The sequence below is a fragment of the Pseudonocardia sp. KRD291 genome (genome assembly GCF_019263595.1).
In the GTDB taxonomy this organism is placed as follows: domain Bacteria; phylum Actinomycetota; class Actinomycetes; order Mycobacteriales; family Pseudonocardiaceae; genus Pseudonocardia.
The window spans coordinates 1-17,960 of the sequence record NZ_JADQDD010000111.1 but is presented as its reverse complement, the minus strand read 5'-3'; the positions used below and the strand labels follow the sequence as shown (position 1 = coordinate 17,960).

Below are 17,960 nucleotides of genomic sequence, written 5' to 3'. Positions count from 1 at the left end.
CGCGCAGCCTGCGGAGCCGCGCATCAACACCGAGCGCGCAGCCTGCGGAGCCGCGCATCAGAGCTGAGCGCTGAGCCCGCAGCCTGCCGTACTAGTAGTCGGGGACCTCCGGGACCGGGTCCCACAGCTCCAGTGACCAGCCGTCCGGGTCGCGGCGCAGCACCACCCGTCCGGTGTTCGGCAGGGGGTTGTCGCGGCCGCGCCCGGCCTCCGTGCGGCCCGTCAGCAGCACCGCGCTGGACAGCCGGATCGCCGCGCCGTGGCTGACCAGCACCACCGCGCCGGAGTCGATCCCGTCCACCGCCCGCTCGACGTCGGCCAGGAAGCGGGTGCGCAGGTCGGTGGCGGACTCGCCGCCGGGCTGCGGACGGTCCGGGTCGCCGTCCCACCAGGAGTCGTAGATCTCGTCGAACAGGGCCCGCGACGCCTCGTCGGCCAGGCCGTCCAGCTCGCCGACGAAGATCTCGTGCACGCCGTCGAGCGTCGTCACCGGCAGGCCGAGGCGCTCCGCGATCGGCGCCGCGGTCTGCTGCGCGCGGGTGGCCCGGGACGCGAACACCGCCCGCACCGGCCAGTCCGCGAGCAGATCGGCGACCTCCGCGGCCTGGGCGCGCCCGAGCTCGTCGAGCGGCGGGCCGGGCAACGCCGTGTCCAGCGCGCGGGCCACGTTCGACGGTGTCCGGCCGTGCCGCACGAGCACCAGCCGCAGCGCGCCGTCGTCCGGCGGGACGGCGGCCTCACGCGCCGGTGTGGTCCCGTCGCCGGCGAAGGCCGACCTCCCGCTCATCGCACTCCCCCGTCGTGGGCGTTCGTGTGCCTCACGTGTGTGTCCCGTCCCGGAGCCCGTCCAGCCACCGCTGCGCGGCCGAGAACTCCTCGGGCGACGCCGGGCCGAGGGGCACGGCGGGGCTGCCCGCCGCGTCCCGGGCCGCGCCGCCCGCCGGCCCGGCGACGTCGCCGGCACGCGGGAACGAGCCGAGGAAGCGGACCCGGTCGCAGCGCCGGTGCAGCGCGGCCAGGGCCTCACCCATCGCCGGCTCCGCGACGTGCCCGGAGCAGTCCAGGTGGAACCAGTACTCGGCGTGCCGGTCCTTGATCGGGCGGGACTCGATCCGGGTCAGGTCGATGCCGCGCAGCGCCAGCTCGGTGAGCAGGCCGAGCAGGGTGCCGGGCCGGTTGAGGGTGGTCGCGGCCAGCGTGGTGCGGTCCCGGCCGGACGGCGCGGGCGGCGGCCCGGGCCGGGTCAGCAGCACGAACCGGGTGATCGCGCCGGGGTTGTCGGCGATGTCGTCGGCCAGCACGTCGAGGCCGTGCTGCTCGGCGGCCAGCGGCGAGGACACCGCGGCGTCGACCTCCCCGCGCGCGGCCTGCGCGGCCGCCTCCGCCGTCGACGAGCTCACCCGGACCTCCGCGTCCGGCAGGTGGTCGGCGAGCCAGCCGCGGGTCTGGGCGATCCCGTGCCCGTGCGAGGCGACCGACCCGACGTCGCCGCGGGACGTGCCGCGCCGGGCGAGCAGGACGAACCGGACCGCGACCAGCGCCTCGGCCACGATCATCAACGGCGGGTCGTCCACCAGCCCGTCCAGGACCGGGGGGACGGCGCCCTCCACGCTGTTCTCGATCGGTACGCACCCGGCGTCCACCGAGCCGTCGCGGACGGCGGCCAGCACGGCGGGCGACCCGGCCAGCGGGACCAGCTCGGCGCCGTCGGACGCGGGCAGCGAGCGCAGCGCCTGCTCGGTGAACGTGGCGTGCGGGCCCAGGAAGCCGATACGCGTCACGAGATGACCGTATCGCCCGGCCGTGAGCGGTTGTCGTCGCCCGGGCGACGGTCGCCGCGCGCGACCCCGACGGGGCCCTTCAGTCGAGCAGGCCGAGCGCGACGAGGTCGGAGACCGGTACCGGCTCCGGGTCCACCCCGCAGCGCGGCAGCACCGTGCGGACCCGCTGGACGGCCGCGGGGGACAGCGTGTCCAGCTCGCGGGCGAGCGCCTCGCCGTCGACCGAGTCCAGCGCCTCGCGCGCCGTCCCGGCCGGGCTCTCGCCCAGCATCCGCGACACGGCCACGATCAGGTTGAGCAGGCCGTGCCGTCCGCGGTGCTCGGCCGACTCCGGACGGTCGCGCACGATCCGGTCCAGGCCCTGCGCGCTGACCCCGCCGCGCCCGGTCTCCAGGCCGGCCTCCAGGAAGCTGTGCACGTCGTCGACGGACGGGACGTCGGAGGCCCGCGGGCCGCCCATCCGCAGCTTCGGGGTGCACCCGTGCTCGGCGACCCGGCGGACCGCGGTCAGCCACGCCTTCGTCCCGGCCGGGTCGTCCTCGACCGGGCGGCGCGGCTCGACGACGGCCGTGACCTCCTCCGGCACGAACTCCGAGACCCGCTCGAGCCAGACGCCGTCGACGTCCGGCGGTGCGGCGCACTCGACCGTGCTCGGGGTCAGCAGGCTGGACCGGGAGAACACCGTCGAGAGCGCCTTCGGCACCGCCCCCAGGCCGGTGTCCACGACCAGCGCGAGCTCGGCCGGGCGGGACGGGGACGACCGGGCCAGCTCGGTCACCACGGCCGGGAGCTGCGATGCGGGGCAGACGAGGCGCCCGACCAGGCCGCCGTAGTGGCCGTCGCGGGCCGAGAGGTAGCGCGACACCACGGCGTCCACCCCCGGGGCCGTGGCCCGGGGCTGCAACAGGCTCGTGTCGTCGACCAGTGCCGCCAGCAGCGGACGCACGGGCCACGGGTCGGCTGAGGAACCCGAGGGCGCGGTCATCACGACGTCAGACGCTAACGGTCGGGTCACGGCCGGTTGACAAAGGGGGGTCTCCGGCGGCCGCTGCGGCATACCTGCCGGCGGGTGCCCGCAGGTTGGTGTGCCCGCCCCCGGCACACACCCTGGACAGGACGCCGTCGAGTTGGTTAAGTAAGGGTTACCTAAATGGAGGTGAGGGAGTGGGAACCACCCGAACGCGGCGTCCTCCGGCGCCGACGGCGGCCGAGCGGGCGCGCAGCCTGGTCGCCCGCGGCGGACGTGCCGCGATCGTCGGTACCGGCGAGCCGGATCCGATCACGCCGCTGATGCACCACGTGCACCCGGACGGCGCCACCGACCTGCTCCTCCCGGACGACTCGGTCCTGCTGGAACGCCTGCGCGGCAACGACAGTGGCGAGCTTCCGGTGATGCTGGAGCTCACCGAGCACACGCCGGTCCCGATGCCCGACCAGGTCCGCGAGCTGCTCTGGATCGTCGGCTGGCTGCACGAGCCGACGGCGTCCGCGGCCCGGCACCTGGCCCTGCGCCTGGCCGAGCTGCGCCCGCACCCCCGGCTGCTCGACGTCGGGCACAACGCGACGCTGGTCCGCCTGCGCCCCGGCTCGGCCGTCTACTCCGACGCCGAGAGCAGCGCCGCGACGTCGGCGGACGAGCTGGCCGCGGCCCGTCCGGACCCGTTCTGCCTGTTCGAGCACCAGTGGCTGGCGCATCTGGAGGAGGCCCATCCGGAGGTGTTCACGTCGCTGATGCGGCACCTGCCCTCGACGCTGCGCCTCACCGAGGGCGCGCGGGTGCGCCCGCTCGGGGTGGACCGGCTGGGGCTGCGGATCCGGGTGCAGACCCCGTCCGGCGACCACGACGTGCGGCTGGCCTGGTCCAGCGAGGCGACGACGGTCGAGGAGCTGCGGGAGCGGCTGGGCGAGCTGGTCGGCTGCCCGTTCCGGGCGGCCTCGTAGAAGAACCCTCCCGAAATCCTGGCCGCCGCCGGCGCAGCGTTCCCGCGCACGGGAAACTCCCGGCGGCGCCCAGGTGGGGTTCCGCGCTCCCGGCTGCGGGCGGCGCGTGGGTCAGGCGGTCGCGGCGCCCAGGTGCTCGGCGTGCACCTTCTGCGTGACCTTGCGCTCGGCGACGAACGACGCGACCGGGATCGTCCCCGCGGCCAGGATGACGAGCGCGAACAGCGGCTTCCAGCGGGTGCGCTCGGCCAGGATCAGCGTGCACACGATGTAGATCATGTACAGGAAGCCGTGGATCATGCCGATCAGCGCGACCGGGCGCGGGTCGTCGAACAGGTACTTGGCCGGCATCGCGTAGAACGTCAGCAGCAGCAGGCCGACGCCGGTGACCCAGGCCGAGATCCGGTACGCCTTCAGCGCGGTCGAGATCGACACGGTGCTCAGTGCTCCTGGTCCCTGGCGCTCAGCTTGGCCAGTTCGTCGTTGTAGGCCCGGATCTGCGGGTCGGACAGGCGGGAGGGGTCGATCCCGGCCGGGCGCGGGCCGAACGGGGACGGCCGGTCGTCGGCGGGCTCCGGCGCCGCGGTGCGCGGCTCCTCCCGGACGACGGGTGCCGCCCGTTCCCCCTCCACGTCGGGGCCGTCCACGGACGTTGCGGCCTCATGGGTCGGTGCGGCGGCCTCCGCATCGCGCAGCGACCGCACCTCCAGGTGCAGGAAGTGCCACCAGAAGAACGCGAAGAACAGCGCGAACAGCGGCCACTGCAGGCCGTAGCCCACGTTCAGCGCGGACCCCATCGCGGAGCCGGCGCGGTGCCACTGCCAGATCGCCAGGAAGGCGCAGGTCGTCATGGCACCGAGGGTGAGCAGGTGCCAGGCGATCCACCGCGGGGACAACACCAGCCGGAGCACGGAGGCCACGATACGCGGACCGGTAGCGTCGCGGCCCGTGGCAGTTCGGGACTGGCTCCTACCGGCACCGTCCGGCGTCGAGGTCGTGCGGGACGCGCGGGAGCGCAGGCTGATCGGTCTGGAGATCGCCGTCGTGCTGACGGTGACGCTGGGCCTCTCCGCCCTGCGCAGCGCGCTGTCCCTGCTCGACGCGCTGCTCGCGCCGACCCCGCTGGCGGCCCAACAGGTGACGCTGAACGCGCCCGCGTCCACCGACGCGCTGCTCGACCTGGCGTTCCAGCTCGTCCGGGTGCTGCAGCTGGTCGGGTGGGGCGCCCTGGCCGTCTACCTGCTGCTGCGCGCCGGGATCGCGCTGCGCCGGGTCGGGCTCGACCGCACCCGCCCCGGACCGGACGCCCTCGGTGCGCTCGGCCTCGCGGCGCTGATCGGCATCCCCGGCCTGGGCCTGTACCTGCTGGGCCGGGTGATCGGGATCGCACCGGACGTCGCGCCGAGCACCCTGACCGACGTCTGGTGGCGGATCCCGGTGCTCGTCGCCTCGGCGCTGGCCAACGCGTGGGCCGAGGAGATCGTGATGATCGGCTACCTGCTCACGAGGCTGCGGCAGCTCGGCGTCTCGGAGAACCGCGCGGCCGGCGCGACGGCGCTCCTGCGCGGGGCCTACCACCTCTACCAGGGGGTCGGCGCGTTCGTCGGCAACGTCGTCATGGGGCTGGTGTTCGGCCGCGTGTGGCAGCGAGGCAACCGCCTCTGGCCCCTGGTCGGGGCGCACGCGCTGATCGACGTCGTCGCGTTCGTCGGCTACGCGTTCCTGCCCGGCATCACCCAGGTCCGCTGACGCGCGGCGAGCCCTCTTCGCCGGACGGCAAGGCCGAGCGGTACCGGATGCACAGCCCCAGACCCGTCGCGACCCCGAACGTGACCAGCCAGATCCAGGTCCCGGTGAGATCCCTGCTCACCAACCAGTACACGACCCCGGAGACCGCCAGGCCCACCGGGAACAGGAGCAGCGAGCGCAGCGCGTCCGCACGCCGCATCTCCGGCGTCGCCACACTCCCGTAACGGGCACGGGCGACGGACTGCGCGACGGTCCACACCACGTAGGTGAGCGCCACGACCCACCAGATCCCGACCACCCGCTGGTGATCGGCCAGAGACGGCCACGCCAGGACCCCGACCGATCCGATCACCGCGGCCGCCCCGGCGACCCGCCAGGTGAACCGCTCCCGCTGGAGCAGTACCAGCTCGACCCGTTCGTCGCGCTCCCGACGCAGCGTCGCGTTGGCGTCCCGGAACGTCCTGAGCAGTCCCATCACCGATCCCCCGATCGCCGATCGTCCCGTCGGGCACGCAGCTCCGAGGCCTCGTCCTCGGTCAGCGAGAACAGCTGATCCACCGGCGTGTCGAGCACGACCGCGAGCCGCAGCGCGACCGCGGTGGACGGGTTGTACCCGCCCGCCTCGATCTCCACGACGGTCTGCCGGCTCACTCCGACCAGTGCACCGAGCCGTTGCTGGGTCAGCCGCACCCGGCGTCGCGCCGTGGCGACGTCCGATCTCACATCCGCGGTGACCCGACCCATGAGACAACTCTACCCGACATTGTCAACTCTACCCGACAGTTCTGGCGGTAGGAGCATCCCGGCAGGGACGGCCCAGCCGCTGAGTGACGCGCCATGGCGGCCAGAGCCGGATTCGACAGCAAGGACGCGTCACGCGGACGCCGGAAGCTCCGGATCGGGGAAGCAGCTCGGACGGGTTCGGTCGCGGGCGTACCACGCAGGTTCCCGGCGTCGTCGCCGCTGACCGCGACGGCCGGGACGGCCGGGACGGCCGGAGGCGACGACCTTCCCGTCCAGAGGCCCCCTGCGCGAAGGCCTACGAGGCACACTCCGATGGCCGCGTCCGAGCGTGTGAGCTTCGTCCGATCCGGCTCTTCTGGAATGACTCCAGAAAGTAGGCCCGGCTACCATCGGGTCGTGTCAGAGGAGACGAAGTTCCCCGCCATGCTGCGCGACCAGATCCGCAGCGAGTTCACCGCGAGCCAGCAGTACGCAGCGGTCGCGGTCTACCTCGACGACGAGGATCTCCCGCAGCTGGCCGCGCACTTCTACGCGCAGGCCCTCGAGGAGCGCAACCACGCGATGAGCATGGTCCAGTACCTGCTCGACTCCGACCACCGTGCGGTGGTCCCGGGCATCGACGAGGTGCGCAACGACTTCTCGAGCGTCGAGGACGTCGTGTCGCTCGCGCTGGCCCAGGAGAAGACGGTCACCGAGCAGATCACCGCGCTCGCCCGCACCGCCCGCGACGAGGGCGACTACCTCGGCGAGCAGTTCATGCAGTGGTTCCTCAAGGAGCAGGTCGAGGAGGTCGCCTCGATGTCCACTCTGCTCACGGTCGTCCGGCGGGCCGGGGACAACCTGTTCCACATCGAGGACTTCGTGAACCGCGAGCTGACCAAGACCGCGGCACCCGACACCACCGCTCCGCCGGTGGCAGGCGGACGCGTCTGACGCACCCGGTCACGCACGAACGGCCCCGCCTCGGCGGGGCCGTTTCGCATGTCGGGTCGCCTCTAGCGCAGGGTGATCTGCTTGCCGGCGAGGACGTCGCGGGCGCGGCGCTCGTCGAGGCTCAGCGGCGTCGCGTCGAGGCTCTCGAGGGTCTCGTCCAGGCGCGCGGCGAACGACGCGGCCGGCTCGGACCACTCCGAGGAGTGCATCTCCTGGTCGAGGTCCCAGACCGGGACCAGCAGCCCGTGCGCGCGGAACGAGCCCGCGTAGCGGCTGTCACCGGAGAGCTCCAGCTCGCCGCGCTCGGAGAGCCGGGCCAGGGCGGCCATCAGGCGGTCCTCCGGCTCCGGGCGGACCCAGCGCAGGTGCGCCTTCGAGCCGGTGTCGACCCAGTACGCGGCGCGCACGCCCTTACCCTCGACCTGCTCGGTCGGCAGGATCACCGAGTTCGCGCGCTCCAGCATCGCGGCGGCCTCGGCGCCCGGCTCGCCGTCGTCGGCCAGCCACCAGGCGAAGTCCTTGTGCAGGGTCAGGTCCAGCTGCGCGCCGGTGTCGAGCAGGTCCGGCAGCCGCTCGCCGGAGCGCAGCGAGGGGCCCACCACCGGCAGCGACGAGCCGGGCTCGGCCGCGCGCGCCCAGGTCAGGGCCGCGGCCAGGTCGGCGGCCAGGTCCCCGGAACGGGTCTGCACCTGCATCCCGAGAAGGATCTCGCCGCTGTCGCGCACCAGGGCCGCGGACGCGCCCGGCAGCACCGAGGCCAGCGTCGCAGGCGCGCCGCCGCGAACCGGCAGCGGCGCCGTCGCCGACGGCAGGAACTCCCGCATCGCGACCAGGTCCGGCTCGCACGCCAGGCCCTCGAACGGCCGGATGACGATCACGTCGTCGCCCGCGCCGTGGCAGGCCTTGTACCGCTTGCCGGACCCGCACGGGCAGGGCCGGCGTGGGTTCTCCCCGTCGGTCGCAGCGGCGGTGGCTCGGGTACGCGTCTTCTTGCCCATCGTGGTGCAAGGTAGCGGGTCGTGCATGCCTTCGATCCGGCCGACCCCGCGTTCCTGGCCGACCCCTACCCCGCCTACGCGCGGATGCGCGCGTCCGGGCCGGTGCACGAGCACCCGCTCCTCGGGCTGCCGGTGGCGGTCTCGCACGCGGCCTGCTCGGCCGTCCTGCGCGACCGCGGGCTCGGGCGGATCTGGTCCGACGCGCAGCCGCCCGAGGTGTTCGGCGCGTTCAACCTGCTGCACCGCAACTCGTTGCTCGAACGCGAGGGAGAGCCGCACACCCGCCTGCGACGGCTGGTCGCCGCGGCGTTCGACCGGGGGCACACCGCCCGGCTCGCGCCGTGGGTGCAGCGCCGGGCGGACGCGCTCGTCGCCGGACTGGCCGCGCGGATCGACGACGGCGCCACCGGCGACGACGCGGACCTGGTCGCCGGCGTCGCGGAGCCGCTGCCGGTCGAGGTGATCGCCCAGCTGCTCGGCGTACCGGAGTCCGAGCGCGCGCCGCTGCGCGGCTGGTCGGACGCGATCGTCCGGATGTACGAGCCCGACCCCGGGCCCGACGGCCGCGCCGAGAGGAGCGACAGCGGAACGAGCATCGGCACCGTCGCCGAGCGGGCGTCGGCCGAGTTCGTCGCCCAGCTGCGCGAGCTCGCCGCCGACCGCCGCCGCCCGGGCGGCGGCGGGAACGGGAGCGGTAGCGGGCGCGGGGACGACCTGATCGGCGACCTGATCGCCGTCCGGGACGCCGACGGCGCACGGATCTCCGGCGACGAGCTCGTCGGCACCGCCGCGCTGCTGCTGATGGCCGGGCACGAGGCCACCGTGAACGTGATCGGCAACGGCACCCGCGCGCTGTTGGACCATCCCGGACAGTGGGCGCGGCTGGTCGCGGACCCGGCACTGGTCCCGTCCGCGGTGGAGGAGCTGATCCGCTTCGACGCTCCGCTGCAGCTGTTCGAGCGCACCGCGCTGCGCGACACCGACGTCGCCGGGTTCCCGGTCGCGGCCGGCTCGAGGATCGGGGCGCTGCTGGGCGCCGCCGCGCGCGATCCGGACGCGTTCGCCGACCCCGACCGGCTCGACGTCGGACGCTCGCCGAACCCGCACCTGGGGTTCGGCGGCGGGGTGCACTACTGCCTGGGCGCCCCGCTGGCCCGGGTGGAGATCGCCGCGACGCTGCACGCGCTGCGCCGGCTGCTGCCGGACATGACCGCCGCCGGCGACCCGTGGCGTCGCCCGCGGTTCGTGATGCGCGGCTACCACCGGTTGCCGCTCGGTCGCGGAGCGCGATAGCGCCTGGCGCCGTCGACGGCAAGCGGGAAAACGGCCGTAATAGCGTTAGAGCAAAAGGTCCAGCCGCCTCTTTGAAATACCTCCGTGCACGGCCGGATCGCACCAGGAAATACCACCGTGCGACAATTCCTCGGCTCAGGAGGAAATGATCTTGCGAACGTTTTCCGAGGCGCTCCGGACCGTGACGTCACTACCCGGGGCGCTGTATTCGTGCGTCACCGAGCAGTCCTCCGGGACGGTGCTGGCCGAGGACGGCACACGCCCGCCCGGAGCCACCCCGGTGCTCGGGTGGGGCCGGCTCGTCACGGAGTCGCTGGCCGGTCACGGCGACCTCGAGGACCTCACGATCACCGAGGTCCGGCACTACCACCTCCTGCGCCGGATCCGGATCCCGGACCGGGGCCCGCTGCTGGTCTACCTGCACCTGGACCGGTCGAGGGCCAACCTCGGCCAGGCCCGGCTGGCGCTGTCCACGCTCGGTCTGCCCGGCGCGAACCCGGGCCCGGAGGCGACCGGAGCCGTTCCGCCACAAGCCCTCCCGCCCCGGGAGGAATCGATCGTCCGCAGGTCGAACGGTGCTCGGCTGCCGACGCGGCGGCCGGGGCCGCGCCCTGCGTCGTCCCCTGCGTCGTCCCCGGTGCCGTCCCCTGCGTCGTCCCGGATACCGTCCCTGGCGCCGTCACCGGGGCGCCCGACGGTCGCGCTCGCGCCGGCCTCCCACCCGGCTCTGCCCGGCCCGGTCCGGCCCGCTCCCGGAGCGCCCGCCGGGGCGGTGCCGCTCCCCCGGCAACCGGAGGCCGAGCGCACGCAGCGGGCCCGCGCCGACGCCGACGTCCCGGGCCCGGACCTCCGCGACGCCGCCCCGGAGCCGTCGCCTGCCCCGGCAGGCGGTTGGTCGACCGATCTGCACACGATGCGCCGACTGCTCGATGCACTACGCCGTCTCGACGAATCCTGACCATTCCTCTGCGGCCGGGACCACACCACCCTGGCGCCGTTCCCATTCCGGGGATACTGTCGCCGAGCCGCGAACACTCCCCCGTTTCGTCGCGGTTCCGCTCCCGGCCTGGAGGCCTCTTCTCATGAACAACATCGAGCATTCCCTGGACATGGCCGCGAACATCCGCGGCGCGTTCGCCGTCGCGCTGGTGGACTTCGACAGCGGGATGACCCTCGGCTCCCGCGGCGGGAGCCCCGAGTTCGACCTGGACGTCGCCGCGCCCGGCAACTCCGACGTCGTGCGCACCAAGCTCGAGGTCATGCAGAAGCTGGGCCTGCGGGAGACGATCGAGGACATCCTGATCACCCTGGACACCCAGTACCACCTGATCCGGATCATCCACGGCACCGGCGAGGAGAACCTGTTCTTCTACCTGGTGCTCAACCGCGCGCAGGCGAACCTGGCCATGGCCCGGCGCGACCTGCGGGTGATCGAGCAGCAGTTCACGATGGGCAACGGGCCCAGCGTGCCGCGGCCCACGGCCGCGCAGGACTCCCAGTCGTACTTCCCCGCCAACCAGCGCTGACCCGCGCCGTGGTGGGAGGACGTCACCGGCACGCGATCAACGTGCGGGCCGACGGCCTGGCCACGGTGCTGGCTCCGCTGCTGACCGACACCCGGGTCCGGTCCGCCGCGCTCGTCGACGTGGACAGCGGCATGGTGCTCGACACCTGCGGCGGGCCCACGGAACCAGGCCGGCCGGATCCCGAGGAGCTCGCCGGCGGGCACGCGGAGCTGATGCGGATCGCGCTCGGGCTCCTGCCCGGCCCGGACGCCGGTGACAGCGAGATCGTCGTGGACGGCGGGAACGGCGTGGCGCACGTGCTCCGCACCGTTCGCGACCCGCACGGCGACCGTCTGGCCCTCGCCGTCGTCGTCGAGGGCTCGCCGCGCGTCGTGGCCCGGATCCGGAGGAAGCTGCGTGCCGTGTCGGCCTCGGCGTTGACCGCGGGCCCGTCGATGTCGCTGCGCCCGGCGGCGGACGGCTGGAGCAGCGGCCCGTCCGCGACCCCGCCGGAACGGTTCGTCCCCCGGCCCCGGCCGGTCCGGCGCCCGGTCGAGACCGAGCCGGAGCCGGTGCCTGCCCGGGTGCCCGCGATGACGGCTCTCCCGTCGCGGCACGGCCCACCGGCCGGGCCCCCGTCGGCGGGGTCGATCTGGCTGGCTGCACCGGTTCCGTCGGAGGTGGCCCCGTTCGGCCCGGCCGGCGACGCGGCGACGGCCGGGCCGTTTCCGGCGGCCCCGCCCCCGGCCGCGTCCGGCGACGCCCACCCGGCCGGCCCGGTGCCGCCGCTCGACGGGCCCGTCCCGCGTCCGGACCGCAGGCCCACCCCACCCGCGGCGTTGCCGCCCGGGCCGAGGCGTCCGACGCCCGCGGACGAGCAGCCGGGCCGCTGAGGCCGGCGCAGCCGGGATTTCGCCGCCGAGCTGCGCCTGGCGGTTCCCCGAGCACGGCCCGGAGGGCCGTGGAACGCATCTCGCGTGCGGTCACGGGCGTGATCCGGGCCGACGGCGGAGCGCTCAGGCCCGCGCCGGGACCGCCGACACCAGCATCTCCCGCGGACCGCCTAGCGTCGGTTCCAGCAGGTCGGTGAGCCGTCGAACCAGCCGGAGGGTCACCACCGCCGTCGCTGCGGCCAGCACGTCGAGCCAGGCGTGCAGGAGCACACCGTCGGCGAGCGCCTGGGTGCCGGTGCGCAGCGACCACAGCACTGTCACCGCACCCAGCACGACGCAGATCCCCCACAGCGCCCACCAGACGCGCAGCTCCCGGGACGGCCGGGGCCGCGCCCCCGGCGGCAGCACGAGCGCGGAGTGCTCGATCTCGGCCAGGACCGCGCCGGGCACGGCCAGGTTGAGGCCGGGCATCACCCAGCCCAGCACGACGGCCCGGGTCGAGCGGGCCGGCACGGTGCCCGAGCGTTGCGCGGCCGCCCGCAGCGCGTGCAGCGTCCACATGACGATCAGATACCCGCTCGCCAGCACCGCGGCCAGTGACGCCCAGCCGCCGAACCAGACCATCGAGTCCGACCAGGCCACCACCGTCGGCGACAGCGCATCGGTGCGGCTGATCAGCAGCAGGACGTAGCGCCACACCTCGGCGACCGCGGCGATCGTCGACATCGCGGCCGCGACCCACAGCACCGGCACCAGCTGCCCGGCCAGCGCGCGGGCCAGCTGCACCGCTGTCGGGGCATCCGGGCCGGACCCGGCCGGACGCCACGGCCCGATCGGCAGGCCCCAGCGCGGGACCTGGCGGTAGCGGGGCGGGCCCCGGTACCGCGCGGGCGCCGGCGCGGCCGGGCGGGCGCGGACCGACTCCGGCAGCAGCGCGGGGTCCGGGGTCAGCGCCACCCATTCCAGGGCCGCGAGATAGCGGCCGCAGTAGGGGCAGAACGGCCCGGACCCGGCCGGTGCCTGCTGTCCGCAGCGCGGACACGGCGGCGCCGGTGCGGGAGGGGAGGCCACCGGCGTCAGATGATCTGGGGCGCGCGGCCGTCGTCGGTGACGACGGGGCGCCCGGCGGCGGCCCAGTCCTGCATGCCGCCGTCGACGTTGACCGCCGGGATGCCCTGCTGCGTCAGGTACTGCACGACCCGTCCGGACCGGCCCCCGGAGCGGCAGACGACGTAGAGCGGGTCGTCCGCCGGGACCTCGGAGAGCCGCCCGGCCAGCTCCGACATCGGCACGTGCCGCGCGCCCGGGGCGTGCCCGGCCGTCCACTCGTCGTCCTCACGGACGTCCAGCATCGGCACGTCGGCGGGCAGCTGGGACACCGGCAGGGAAGGCACCTCGGACATGGCCGCCATCCTGCCACGCACCCCTGTCAGGCCGCCGTGAGCACGGGCGTCACCGCAGGTCGGTGCAGACCCGCGGCGCTCAGTGTCGGTGCGCGGCTCCGCTCCGCTCCGCGCTCAGTCCCGCCAGGCCGAACGGTCGTAGAGCGACGCGTGCGGGACGGTCACCTCGTTCGGCCCGGGCGGCGGCACCGCGCGTCGACGACCGGACGCCGGCCGGTCCACCGGCTCCTGCGGGGCCGTCAGACCTTCGGACGGGTCGGTGACGTCGCGCCGCCCTGCCCGGCCGCGGTCGCCGCGGGTGCCGCCGTCGACCGGGCCGAAGGTGGGGATCGCCCCGACCGAGCTGACGCTCACCGCGCGCGACGGCTCGACCTTCCCCGTCGTCGCCTTGACCGCACCCGCACCGGTCAGCGAGCGCACCTCCATCTCGGCGAACCGGGCGGCGTCGAACTTCTCCCGCCCGCCCAGGTACGTGCCGAGGACGCCGAGCAGGAACGACGCGGGGATGGAGACCAGGCCCGGGTTGGACAGCGGGAACCAGGCGAAGTCCGCACCCTTGATCATCGAGCTGGACGAGCCCGACACCGCGGGCGAGAACACGATCAGCACCACGCAGATCGTCACGCCGCCGTAGATGCTGAACAGCGCGCCGGTGGTGTTGAACCGCCGCCAGAACAGCGAGAACAGGATCGTCGGCAGGTTCGCCGACGCAGCCACCGCGAACGCCAGCGCCACCAGGAACGCCACGTTCTGGCCGTTCGCCACGATGCCGCCGCCGATCGCGACCACGCCGATCGCGACCGCGGTCGTCCGCGCGACGCGGACCTCCGAGTCCGGGGACGCCTTCCCGCGGCGCAGCACGTTCGCGTAGACGTCGTGCGCGAACGAGGCCGACGCGGTGATCGTCAGACCGGCGACCACGGCCAGGATCGTCGCGAACGCGACCGCCGCGATGATGCCGAGCAGCAGCTCGCCGCCCAGGGCGTAGGCGAGCAGCGGCGCGGCGTCGTTCTGGTTCGCCGCGGTGATCGTGCCCGGCGGCAGCAGCGCCGTGGCGCCGTAGCCGAGCACGAGCGTGAACAGGTAGAAGATGCCGATCAGCCAGATCGCCCAGACCACCGAACGGCGGGCCTCCTTGGCCGTCGGCACGGTGTAGAAGCGCATCAGGATGTGCGGCAGGCCGGCCGTGCCGAGCACCAGGGCCAGGCCCAGCGAGATGAAGTCGACCTTGCTCTTGTACTGCAGGCCCGGGTCCAGGATGGCCTCGCCGGCCGGCGAGTTCAGCGTCGCGCGGCCCAGGATCTCGGACAGGTTGAACCCGTACCGGCCGAGTACCCACGCGGTCAGCACCGCGGCGCCGACTAGCAACAGCCCGGCCTTGATGATCTGCACCCAGGTGGTGCCCTTCATGCCGCCGACCAGGACGTAGAAAATCATGATCAGGCCGACGACGACGACCACGACGGCCTGCGAGAACCGGTCGGTCTTCGGGATCTGCAGCAGCAGCGAGATCAGTCCGCCGGCACCGGCCATCTGCGCGATCAGGTAGAACAGCGACACCACCAGCGTCGACGTGGCGGCAGCGGCGCGGACCGGGCGCTGGCGCATCCGGAACGCCAGCACGTCACCCATGGTGAAGCGGCCGGTGTTCCGCAGCAGCTCGGCGACCAGCAGCAGCGCCATCAGCCAGCCGACGAGGAAGCCGATGGAGTACAGGAAGCCGTCGTAGCCGTAGAGCGCGATCGCCCCGGCGATGCCGAGGAACGAAGCCGCGGACAGGAAGTCGCCTGCGATCGCGGTGCCGTTCTGCGGGCCGGTGAACGAGTGCCCGCCGGTGTAGTAGTCCGAGCGGGTGGCGTTGCCCCGGCTGACCCGGAACACGACCACGAGCGTGATCAGCACGAATACGGCGAAGATCGAGACGTTGGCGGCGACGCTGCCCACGGCCGCGGGCGCGGCCTGCGCGAGCACGTACGGGGCGCTCATCGGTTGCCCTCCTCGACGAGTCCGCGCAGGTGGGTGGCCGCCGGGTCGATCTCACGCTCGGCGAAACGGACGTAGAGCTGGGTGATCACGAACGTGCTGACGAACTGGCCCAGCCCGATCAACAGGCCGACGTTGATGTTGCCCGCGACCCGGATCGCCATGAAGCCCGGCGCGTAGGACGCCAACGCCACGTAGGCGAGGTACCAGACGAGGAACACGACGGTCATCGGGAACACGAACCGGCGGAGCCGACCGCGGAACGCCCGGAACTCCGGGGTGGCCTGGACCTGTTCATAGATGGTGCCGGTCGGCCGTTGGTCGACGCTGCTCATGACCGGAGTTCACCGTTCCTTCCGTCGTCTCGCCGACGACCCGCGACGTCCGTCGGGGGCCGGGAAATGCCCGGCACGGCGCGTCGGCGTGCACGAGGTTCCCTCAGGTCAACGATCTGCCCCGCACCGGGGGACGTGACCGGCGCCGACGCGGAACAGAATGCCCGGGACGGACCAATACCCTGCGGCCATATGCCCGTTTCCGGTCACGCAGCGTCAGACGCGGTCGTCCAGTCGGTCACGGCTGAGCCCGAGACGCTCCGGGGCGTGCAGCCGCAGTAACAGCTGTCCCGCGTCCGGCGGGCGGCTCGCCCGCGTGGCCACGCTGACCAGGACCATCACCAGGAAGGCGAGCGGGACGCTGATGATCGCCGGCCGGTAGAGCAGCACCGCCCAGCCGCTCTCGCCGCCCGGGAGCACCAGGCTCACCACGACCGCCAGCGCGGAGACCACCCCGCCGGCCAGCACCCCGGCGACGGCCCCGGGGGCGGTCAGCCCGCGCCACCAGATGCCCAGTACCAGCAGCGGGCAGAACGTCGACGCCGCCACCGCGAACACCAGCGCGACCGCCTCGGCGAAGTTCAGGCCGGTCGGCGCCAGCGCCACGGCCACCGGCGGCACCCCGGCGAGGATCGTGGCCAGCGGGAACCCGGTCAGCGACCGGCCCCGCGCGCGTCCGGGCATCATGTCGGTCACCACGACGCTGGCCAGGCTGACCAGCAGGCCGGACGAGGTGGACAGGAACGCCGCCCAGGCCCCCGCCGCGACGATCCCGCCGAGCACCGCACCGGCCACGCCGCCGCCCAGCAGCGCGGTCGGCAGCAGCAGCACCGCGGCGTCGTTCCCGCTGACCAGCAGCTGCGGGGTGTAGAAGCGTGAGAGCACACCCATCAGCGTCACCAGGACGTAGAACCCGCCGAGCATGGCCAGCACGACGACGGCACTGCGCCGCGCCGCCCGACCGTCGGAGTTGGTGTAGAAGCGGCCCAGCACGTGCGGCAGGCCCATCGTCCCCAGGAACGTGGCGATGATCAGTGAGTAGGTGGCCAGCAGCTGGTGCGGTTCGGAACCCGACAGCGGCCGCAGCCAGCTCTCGTCGTCGGCCGGGGCGCCCTTCGTGGTCGGAACCGGGTCGCCGGTGCGGAACTGCAGGTCGGTGCCCGGCGAGACGGTGTGCTCGCTGCCGGCCACCCAGCGCATCGGCCCGTCCACCGGGGCACCGTCGACGGTGCCGCGCGCGACGACGTCCACGGCGAGCCGGGCCTGCAGCACGACCGGCGTCTTCACCGCCACGCTCGTCTGGTCCCGGAAGGCCGGCGGCTCGTCCCGGTCGAACCCGTGCCCGCTGCCGAGCAGCAGGACCAGGCCGATCACCACCGGGATGGCCACCGCGGTCAGCTTGAGCCAGTACTGGAACGCCTGCACGAACGTCACCGAGCGCATTCCGCCGAGCGCGACCGTGGCCAGCACGATCGCCCCGGCCGCTGCGGACCCGATCCACTGCGGCAGGCCGGTCACGATGCTGACCGTGAGCCCGGCGCCCTGCAGCTGCGGCAGCAGGTAGAGCCAGCCGATGATCAGCACGAACGCGGTGCAGACCTTGCGCAGCCCGGGCGAGGCGAGCCGGGCGTCGGCGAAGTCGGGCACCGTGTAGGCCCCGGAGCGGCGCAGCGGCGCGGCCACGAACAGCAGCAGCGCGAGGTAGCCGGCGCAGTAGCCGACCGGGTACCAGAGCGCGTCCGCGCCGTCGACCAGGATCAGCCCGGCGATACCGAGGAACGACGCGGCCGACAGGTACTCGCCGGAGATCGCGCCGGCGTTGAGGCGGGACGGCACCGAGCGCGACGCGACCAGGAAGTCCGACGTCAGCCGCGTGCGGTGCCCGATCGAGCCGATCACCGCCGAGATCACGGCGACGAGCACGATCGCGGTCAGCGACGCGATCGCGGTCGAGTTGACGGTCACCGTTCCTGCACGCCCTCGGCGAAGTCCTGCTCGACGCGTTCGGCCGAACTCACGTACCACCACCCGAGTCCGAACAGGAACGGGTAGACCAGGAAGCCCAGCAGCAGCCACGGCACGCGCAGCCCCAGGACCGAGAGCGCACCGATCGACGGGAACGCCGCGAACAGCGCCGGGAGCAGCCCCAGACCGAGCAGCGCGACGCCGAACACGCGCACGGCCAGGCCCAGCTGGTTGCTCACCAGGCCGTTGCGCAGCGTCGTGCCGACCGAGCCCGGGTCCTGGACGTCGACGACCGGGCGCACCGACTGTGCGGTGGTGCGCCGCTCGGAGAGCACGATCCGCACGCGGCGGCCGTCCGGTCCGTCGGCGGCCTCCTCGGCCGCGGCGTCGACCGGCTCGGGGTCGGTGGGGGCGGCGGCGAAGCGGCGCGGGAGGGC

The 17,960-nt window shown here is 73.9% G+C and carries 20 protein-coding genes and 1 pseudogene; 7 read left to right on the top strand and 14 right to left on the bottom strand.

Annotated features, from left to right (window positions below):
• Positions 1 to 91 precede the first annotated feature (91 nt).
• The 3 genes from I4I78_RS16820 to I4I78_RS16810 all read right to left on the bottom strand — a co-directional run bounded on the left by I4I78_RS16820 (position 92) and on the right by I4I78_RS16810 (position 2,727).
• On the bottom strand, positions 92 to 787 hold the full coding sequence (locus tag I4I78_RS16820; RefSeq protein ID WP_226379854.1) for a histidine phosphatase family protein: 696 nt from the start codon (positions 785 to 787) through the stop codon (positions 92 to 94).
• A gap of 31 nt (positions 788 to 818) precedes the next feature.
• Positions 819 to 1,781 (bottom strand): prephenate dehydratase, encoded by a 963-nt coding sequence (gene pheA, locus I4I78_RS16815; RefSeq protein ID WP_218612280.1) that lies wholly within the window; start codon positions 1,779 to 1,781, stop codon positions 819 to 821.
• Positions 1,782 to 1,860: 79 nt separating this feature from the next.
• Positions 1,861 to 2,727 (bottom strand): hypothetical protein, encoded by an 867-nt coding sequence (locus I4I78_RS16810; protein WP_308252171.1) that lies wholly within the window; start codon positions 2,725 to 2,727, stop codon positions 1,861 to 1,863.
• Positions 2,728 to 2,945: 218 nt separating this feature from the next.
• Between I4I78_RS16810 and I4I78_RS16805 the strand changes: the two genes are divergently transcribed.
• Positions 2,946 to 3,722 (top strand): DUF2470 domain-containing protein, encoded by a 777-nt coding sequence (locus I4I78_RS16805; protein WP_218612279.1) that lies wholly within the window; start codon positions 2,946 to 2,948, stop codon positions 3,720 to 3,722.
• 111 nt (positions 3,723 to 3,833) lie between these two features.
• Here I4I78_RS16805 and I4I78_RS16800 read toward each other — a convergent pair whose 3' ends face one another.
• Positions 3,834 to 4,157 (bottom strand): DUF3817 domain-containing protein, encoded by a 324-nt coding sequence (locus I4I78_RS16800; RefSeq protein ID WP_218612278.1) that lies wholly within the window; start codon positions 4,155 to 4,157, stop codon positions 3,834 to 3,836.
• A gap of 5 nt (positions 4,158 to 4,162) precedes the next feature.
• Entirely contained in the window at positions 4,163 to 4,633 is a 471-nt protein-coding gene (locus I4I78_RS16795; protein ID WP_218612277.1) for a hypothetical protein, read from the bottom strand.
• Between the two features lie 37 nt (positions 4,634 to 4,670).
• On the opposite strand from I4I78_RS16795, the gene I4I78_RS16790 reads away from it, so the two are divergent.
• The gene (locus tag I4I78_RS16790) at positions 4,671 to 5,471 is read left to right on the top strand and encodes a CPBP family intramembrane glutamic endopeptidase (RefSeq protein ID WP_308252170.1); all 801 of its coding nucleotides are present in this window, start codon (positions 4,671 to 4,673) and stop codon (positions 5,469 to 5,471) included.
• On the opposite strand, the gene I4I78_RS16785 is transcribed toward I4I78_RS16790, so the two are convergent.
• Both I4I78_RS16785 and I4I78_RS16780 read right to left on the bottom strand, forming a co-directional pair.
• Positions 5,455 to 5,946, bottom strand: coding sequence for a hypothetical protein (locus I4I78_RS16785; protein ID WP_218612275.1), 492 nt, complete (start codon positions 5,944 to 5,946; stop codon positions 5,455 to 5,457). The genes I4I78_RS16790 and I4I78_RS16785 overlap by 17 nt on opposite strands.
• Positions 5,946 to 6,215 (bottom strand): helix-turn-helix transcriptional regulator, encoded by a 270-nt coding sequence (locus tag I4I78_RS16780; protein ID WP_218612274.1) that lies wholly within the window; start codon positions 6,213 to 6,215, stop codon positions 5,946 to 5,948. The genes I4I78_RS16785 and I4I78_RS16780 overlap by 1 nt, the downstream gene beginning before the upstream one ends.
• A gap of 396 nt (positions 6,216 to 6,611) precedes the next feature.
• Between I4I78_RS16780 and I4I78_RS16775 the strand changes: the two genes are divergently transcribed.
• Positions 6,612 to 7,148 (top strand): ferritin, encoded by a 537-nt coding sequence (locus I4I78_RS16775; RefSeq protein WP_374225881.1) that lies wholly within the window; start codon positions 6,612 to 6,614, stop codon positions 7,146 to 7,148.
• Positions 7,149 to 7,210: 62 nt separating this feature from the next.
• Here I4I78_RS16775 and I4I78_RS16770 read toward each other — a convergent pair whose 3' ends face one another.
• Positions 7,211 to 8,146, bottom strand: a complete 936-nt coding sequence (locus I4I78_RS16770; protein ID WP_218612272.1) for a DUF5926 family protein — start codon at positions 8,144 to 8,146, stop codon at positions 7,211 to 7,213.
• Between the two features lie 21 nt (positions 8,147 to 8,167).
• Between I4I78_RS16770 and I4I78_RS16765 the strand changes: the two genes are divergently transcribed.
• The 4 genes from I4I78_RS16765 to I4I78_RS16750 all read left to right on the top strand — a co-directional run bounded on the left by I4I78_RS16765 (position 8,168) and on the right by I4I78_RS16750 (position 11,837).
• Positions 8,168 to 9,439 carry a cytochrome P450 gene (locus I4I78_RS16765; RefSeq protein ID WP_308252169.1) on the top strand — a complete coding sequence of 424 codons (1,272 nt, stop codon included), beginning with the start codon at positions 8,168 to 8,170 and terminating at the stop codon, positions 9,437 to 9,439.
• Between the two features lie 151 nt (positions 9,440 to 9,590).
• Entirely contained in the window at positions 9,591 to 10,397 is an 807-nt protein-coding gene (locus I4I78_RS16760; protein WP_218612271.1) for a hypothetical protein, read from the top strand.
• A gap of 124 nt (positions 10,398 to 10,521) precedes the next feature.
• Positions 10,522 to 10,965, top strand: coding sequence for a hypothetical protein (locus tag I4I78_RS16755; protein ID WP_218612270.1), 444 nt, complete (start codon positions 10,522 to 10,524; stop codon positions 10,963 to 10,965).
• A gap of 11 nt (positions 10,966 to 10,976) precedes the next feature.
• Positions 10,977 to 11,837, top strand: coding sequence for a hypothetical protein (locus I4I78_RS16750; protein WP_218612269.1), 861 nt, complete (start codon positions 10,977 to 10,979; stop codon positions 11,835 to 11,837).
• A gap of 123 nt (positions 11,838 to 11,960) precedes the next feature.
• Here I4I78_RS16750 and I4I78_RS33865 read toward each other — a convergent pair whose 3' ends face one another.
• From I4I78_RS33865 to I4I78_RS16720, 6 genes and pseudogenes are all read right to left on the bottom strand, one after another.
• The gene (locus I4I78_RS33865; protein ID WP_218612268.1) at positions 11,961 to 12,908 is read right to left on the bottom strand and encodes a DUF4328 domain-containing protein; all 948 of its coding nucleotides are present in this window, start codon (positions 12,906 to 12,908) and stop codon (positions 11,961 to 11,963) included.
• A gap of 5 nt (positions 12,909 to 12,913) precedes the next feature.
• Positions 12,914 to 13,249, bottom strand: coding sequence for a rhodanese-like domain-containing protein (locus tag I4I78_RS16740; RefSeq protein ID WP_218612267.1), 336 nt, complete (start codon positions 13,247 to 13,249; stop codon positions 12,914 to 12,916).
• Positions 13,250 to 13,615: 366 nt separating this feature from the next.
• Positions 13,616 to 15,226: pseudogene (locus tag I4I78_RS16735) on the bottom strand (cation acetate symporter); the annotation flags it as partial.
• Complete coding sequence (locus I4I78_RS16730; RefSeq protein ID WP_218612265.1) at positions 15,223 to 15,558, bottom strand: DUF485 domain-containing protein; 336 nt, start codon at positions 15,556 to 15,558, stop codon at positions 15,223 to 15,225. The gene I4I78_RS16730 and the pseudogene I4I78_RS16735, both read right to left, overlap by 4 nt.
• 216 nt (positions 15,559 to 15,774) lie before the next feature.
• Positions 15,775 to 17,523, bottom strand: a complete 1,749-nt coding sequence (locus I4I78_RS16725; RefSeq protein WP_218612264.1) for a cation acetate symporter — start codon at positions 17,521 to 17,523, stop codon at positions 15,775 to 15,777.
• The coding region (locus I4I78_RS16720) for a hypothetical protein (protein WP_218612263.1) at positions 17,520 to 17,960 on the bottom strand (441 nt) is incomplete at its 5' end. The genes I4I78_RS16720 and I4I78_RS16725, both read right to left, overlap by 4 nt.

Bases quoted from the DNA above. Each gene is read 5' to 3' on its own strand.
- I4I78_RS16740 (WP_218612267.1), bottom strand. From the start codon at position 13,249: ATGGCGGCCATGTCCGAGGTGCCTTCCCTGCCGGTGTCCCAGCTGCCC.
- I4I78_RS16755 (WP_218612270.1), top strand. From the start codon at position 10,522: ATGAACAACATCGAGCATTCCCTGGACATGGCCGCGAACATCCGCGGC.
- I4I78_RS16785 (WP_218612275.1), bottom strand. From the start codon at position 5,946: ATGGGACTGCTCAGGACGTTCCGGGACGCCAACGCGACGCTGCGTCGG.
- I4I78_RS16730 (WP_218612265.1), bottom strand. From the start codon at position 15,558: ATGAGCAGCGTCGACCAACGGCCGACCGGCACCATCTATGAACAGGTC.
- I4I78_RS16770 (WP_218612272.1), bottom strand. From the start codon at position 8,146: ATGGGCAAGAAGACGCGTACCCGAGCCACCGCCGCTGCGACCGACGGG.
- I4I78_RS16780 (WP_218612274.1), bottom strand. From the start codon at position 6,215: ATGGGTCGGGTCACCGCGGATGTGAGATCGGACGTCGCCACGGCGCGA.
- I4I78_RS16820 (WP_226379854.1), bottom strand. From the start codon at position 787: ATGAGCGGGAGGTCGGCCTTCGCCGGCGACGGGACCACACCGGCGCGT.